This window comes from Actinokineospora sp. NPDC051303, from assembly GCF_055586285.1.
The window spans coordinates 137,694-142,573 of sequence record NZ_JBVJIN010000016.1 but is presented as its reverse complement, the minus strand read 5'-3'; the positions used below and the strand labels follow the sequence as shown (position 1 = coordinate 142,573).

Here is a 4,880-nt window from a genome sequence, read left to right as displayed (position 1 = left end):
ATCCAGGCACGCCGCTACTGCCTCACCGGGTACTCCGGCATCCACATCGCTGCTGTCGCGCACCGCCCTGGCGGTCGCCCGTGCTATACGGGACTTTGAACTTTGGCGACTTGTCCGGTCGCAGTGTGGCCGGTGCTCGCGAGACTTCGTGTCTCGGTCTTCACTCTCGGCTTTTCACTGACCCGCTTTTGCCGCTGCACTAATAGTAGGACGCACACACAGGGCTCGTCTATATGAAAACACCGCCTTCACCCTTTTGTGTTCGACATTCCATTCCGTAGATCAGACCGCGAAAGATCAACCGAGAAACGCTTTCAGGCGGCCATCGGAATGCGCCCGATTGTCACATTGAAGCAATTAATACAAGCCGTGGACTTTGTTGAATGCGACCGCGAGGAGAAGGGTGCGCATGGACTTCGGACAGGTTTACCGGACTTGCGCTGTCCCGCGAAGGAGGAAGCGGTAATAGATGTGATGGAGATTCCGGGAACGGATCCATCACCGAAGGACGGCGTCCGACCAGCGCAGCCCTTCTGTTCCATCCTCCTGTCGGCGACCCAGTCGGGGAGTGCGCGGGAAGACTTGATAGCACCGCCGGCCTTCGACAAGGCCGGCCTCACCCCCCTACCCGCCTAGCGAGCATGTCGACGGGCAGGTGGACAGGTAGGTGGACAGGAAGGACGACAGGCCACCGCGGATGAGTATCGGACTGGAAAAATCTTTCCATTTTGCTTGCGACAGCAGTAGATGGCCCACCGGTCTGATTCATTCGACATAAAATGTCAGAGCGTATCACCGTGACAGGGAGAGGCCTCACTCCATGAAAGAACAAGCGATCCACTTATCGAATACGCTCGACACAGAGAGTACCACCCCGACCGGAGATGGTGGATAAGGCTGGGGGCACGTCGAAATCGTCCGCCCTCTTGATGACGGTGAGGATGGGTGACGTAGTCAGAAGTTTGTGCCAGCGCGCGTTCCGGCACTGGGTGTGGGGCGGGGTGCTTGTCGCAGATGTTCGATGAGGGCGAGGGTGTCAGGTGAGGGATGTTCGTCGATTTCGGCGAGGGCGCCGGTGAGCAGTGCCAATGTTCGGGGAATGGCGTTGTGTTGACCTGCGCTGGCTTGGGTTCGGATGATGTCGTGGTAGACGAGTTCGTTGTATGGGTCCATGCGTCTGATGCGTTCGAGCACGGTCAGTGTCTCGTCCGGTCGGCTTTGTTTGAGGGCTTTGACGAGCGTTCCGAGGGCATCGAGGACTTCCCTGCGCAGGTGTTCCCTGGGGGCGTCGAGCCAACCAGCGCTGAGCCCGTCGCCTAGGTCGCCGGGGTACCGGTCGGCGACGGTGTGCAGTGCCTGGTGCCGTTGCTGGTGGTTCGGCGCGTGTTTGCCGCGGTGAAGGGCGTCCTGGAGTTGCCACAGGTCGACCGTGGTCAGGTCGTTGTCGAGTCCGTAGTGCCCGTCGATGGTCACGACGAGGTCGGGGATTGCGTCGCCGGTCGCTTTCCGCAGGGCGCGTCGGAGTTGAGAGAGGGTGGCGTGGAAGCTGTTGTAGGGCCGGTCTGTGGGTGCGTCCGGCCAGATCGTGGCGGCGAGGGCTTCTCGACGTGCGCCGTTGGGGTGCAGAGCGAGATAGACGAGGACTTCGCGCTGTTTTGGGGCGAGGACGTCGATGAGATCGACCGGCCCGTCGGCGCCGTGGTAGTGCAGGTGGGCTCGTCCGAGGACGTTCAGGGTCAGGGGCTTGTCGTGGTCGTCTGTGCCGTGCTGTCGTGGACTCTGCTGAGCCTCCTCGCTGGGCGGACACGCGGCGGGCGCGGTATCGGACTGTGGAATGTCGACGTGGACGCGGGGCACCGGAACCACATCGGGGACCGGCGGATCCTGGTTCTCCTGCGGACGAGTGCTGTCCAGTTCGTGCCCAAGGGCATCGACGGTGGTCGGGACGTGTTCCTGGCCTGGGCAATCCGGCATCGAGGGCGGGGACCAGTGTGAGCGTGATGTGGTTGCGGTGGGATCGTCGGCGTCGGCCAAGAGTCTCAGCAGCCCATTCGCGTCGGCCGCGGGCAGGCTGAACAGTCGTGTGCCGACAAAGTCTTGGGGAAGGTCGGGGCTGGTGGCGCTGACCACGCCGTCGTCCCGGACGAGCGCGGTGCCGCCCGGTTGCCACTGGCCGATCAGAACCCCCGCCAGGCCGAGCACGCGTCCGTTGTCGAGGACCGCCTGCAGGCGCAGCGCGGCGTGCGTGGCTGGTGTCGCGACCAGCACAAGCCCGCCAGAGCAGTCGCCGTTTTGGGGCGAGTCGGTGGTCTCACGGGTACGGGTGAGCAACTCGGCTTCAAGGAGGTCCAGCGCGGCGTCGAGATCGTCGACGACACGCAGTCGGCGCGGCCGGTGGCTCAGTGTCCTGGTCCCCAAGAGCACCTGCAGGTCGCGGGCGGGCACGACGACCTCCACCCCGCGCCCGTGACGACGGTGCGCCGCGGCCACCAGACCGACCACCAGCGCGCGGGCGGCGGTGACGGCGCCAGGACCGACCAGCCCGAAGCCGCGGGTGCCTGCCAAGTCCAGCGCCACCGCGCGGCCGTCACGGACACCGATCACCGTGTCCGCCGCGGACAGGACCTTTTCGGCGGTTTCCAGCGCGCGGGCACGCAAGGCGATGTCGGCTCGGGCCGGGTTCTCCGGCGGATCTGGGTAGATGATCTCGCCGTCCTCGTCATGGGGCAAGGTCGCCTGGTCGAAAGCGATCCGCAGAGACCGCACGATAGGTGCCGTGGCCTGCTCGTCGCGTTCACCAGAGCCTGGACGATAGATCCGGCGGCGCCACAACCGCGTGGTGACCAGTGCCGCGGTGATGAGCGCCGCCAGTGCGAGACCAACGTAGGCGCCGGTGTCGACCGTGATGGCGGTGCCCGGGTCGGGTTCCTGTGGTCGCACCGGCTCCGCCGGTGTCGGAGCGGGCGCTCGGGTGTTCGTCGAGGGCGGTGAAAGGCCGGGCGGGACGGGAACGACCGGTCGGTCGTTGTGCGGCGTGTCCGAGTCGTCGCTGTTCGGGCGTGGTTCCGCCGTCGAAGGTGGCTCGTCGGTCACGGGGCGCGGCGGTAGTCGAAGTGTCCACCCGGGGTAAATGATGTTCGGGTTGGTCAGAACGCGTCCGTCGGCTTGCGGCTGTCCGCGGTTGAGCTGCCAGATCTCCGGCCACCGGGCGCCGTCGCCGAGTTCGCGGTCCGCGATTCGCCACAGGCTGTCATGCACGCCGCCGAATGGCGGGCGCACGGCCACGGTGCCCGACACGACAACCGATCCCGAATCCGACGCCACTCGCTGAACATCGGGTCGAGCGAACCCCACCGGGGCGACAACGGGACCGGGCACCAGCCGTGCCGAGGCGATCAACGGGGTTCCTCGCTGATCCGCAGGTGCCGACGCAGTGGTCGGTACCGCCGAGGCGCGGTTGCCGAGGACGGAGAACACGATCGCTCCGACGAGCACTCCGGCGACGGCGCGCAGCGGACCGACCGGATGCAGCCGCGGCCATGCCGTCGATCCCAGCACATCGAGCACGCACAGGGCGATGTCCCAGGTGAACCGGGCCCACACCAGCCACAGCACGCAGGCCAAGGCGCAGAGCAGGAACTCGGTCGTCATCGGGCTCACCAGAACGACTCGCAGTTCGGCCCAGTCCGGGATGTGGTCGGGCAACGGCCAGCCGATGTACCGCACCAACCCCCAAGGAACACCGACGACGAGCACGACCAGGACAACCACTCCGACAGCGGCCCGCAGTAGCCGTCCGAGCCCGCGCAGCAACACACCAACACCGAGCGGACGTGGCGCTGCTGTCGGGCGCAAGCCGTACACGTGAGCCTCCCTACGAACCTTCCGCGGTCACCCCGCGCTGCGGACGGGCAGTGCCCTGGCCGTGGACGTGGAGCGAGCCGATGCCGACCAGCCCGAGCAGTTGGGTCGGTTGGGTGACGGCAACGGTGACCGTGACGGTGTCGCCGGAGACGGTCACCGTTCCGGTGGCACCTACGGCGGCCAGGTGCGCTCGGGCATCGGCGACCGCCTGCGCGGGCGCCAGACGCACCGCCCCGGTGCCGCGGTAGACGGTCAAGTCGATGGCTTGGGCTCCGGCGCGGGCGGCGGCCTCGGCCTGACCGGCAGCCCGGACTTTCGCCGCCAACGCGAGCCCACCGTCGAGGGTGAGCCCGGCCAGGGCGAGGATGCCGGTGGTCAGCACCACGACGAACGCACTCACCTGGCCCTCGTCGGCACGCCACCACTGGGCCCACCGACTCAGGCTCGCCCCTGGGTCTGCCTGGGGGTGGCGGGCGGGCCGGGTCATGCCGGGCTCCCGGCACCCACTGAGCGCCAGCGGTCGACGGGTTCGATCGAGGTGGCCGACAGGGTCTTGCCGCCGGGCACCCCGAGGATGAGCGCGTCGCCGAAATCGACCTCGCAGGACACGGTCACGCTGACCGTGCCGCCGGGCCGCAGACCACCGGTGGAGGCGCTCACCCCCACCGACGCGCACGTCACCCCCGCCCGCGCCAGCGCGCTCACGGCGGCGGATCGCGCGGCGGCGCCCGCGGCGGCCGGGGTGCGCTCGATGCTCGCGGCGCGGGCGGCCTGGTGGGCGGCGTCGTCTACCCGGACACGCGCGTCCACGCCCCGATGGATCACCACTCCCACGAACACCAGCAACATGACCAAAAACGGGGCTGCGATGGTGATCTCGGCGGCGACGGAGCCCTCGTCGGCCCGCCACCACCCGCCCCGGCGGGGGGGGGGGGGGGGGGGGGGGGGGGGGGGGGGGGGGGGGGGGGGGGGGGGGGGGGGGGGGGGGGGGGGGGGGGGGGGGGGGGGGGGGGACG

Annotated in this window: 3 protein-coding genes; all 3 read right to left on the bottom strand. The window is 68.2% G+C overall.

Annotated features, from left to right (window positions below):
• Window positions 1-954: 954 nt before the first annotated feature.
• Window positions 955-3,864, bottom strand: coding sequence for a BTAD domain-containing putative transcriptional regulator (locus tag ACZ6SD_RS15125; RefSeq protein WP_465317537.1), 2,910 nt, complete (start codon window positions 3,862-3,864; stop codon window positions 955-957).
• 10 nt (window positions 3,865-3,874) lie between these two features.
• On the bottom strand, window positions 3,875-4,264 hold the full coding sequence (locus ACZ6SD_RS15120; protein ID WP_465317536.1) for a hypothetical protein: 390 nt from the start codon (window positions 4,262-4,264) through the stop codon (window positions 3,875-3,877).
• An 83-nt stretch (window positions 4,265-4,347) separates the two neighbouring features.
• Window positions 4,348-4,674 carry a pilus assembly protein TadE gene (locus ACZ6SD_RS15115; protein ID WP_465317535.1) on the bottom strand — a complete coding sequence of 109 codons (327 nt, stop codon included), beginning with the start codon at window positions 4,672-4,674 and terminating at the stop codon, window positions 4,348-4,350.
• Window positions 4,675-4,880 lie beyond the last annotated feature (206 nt).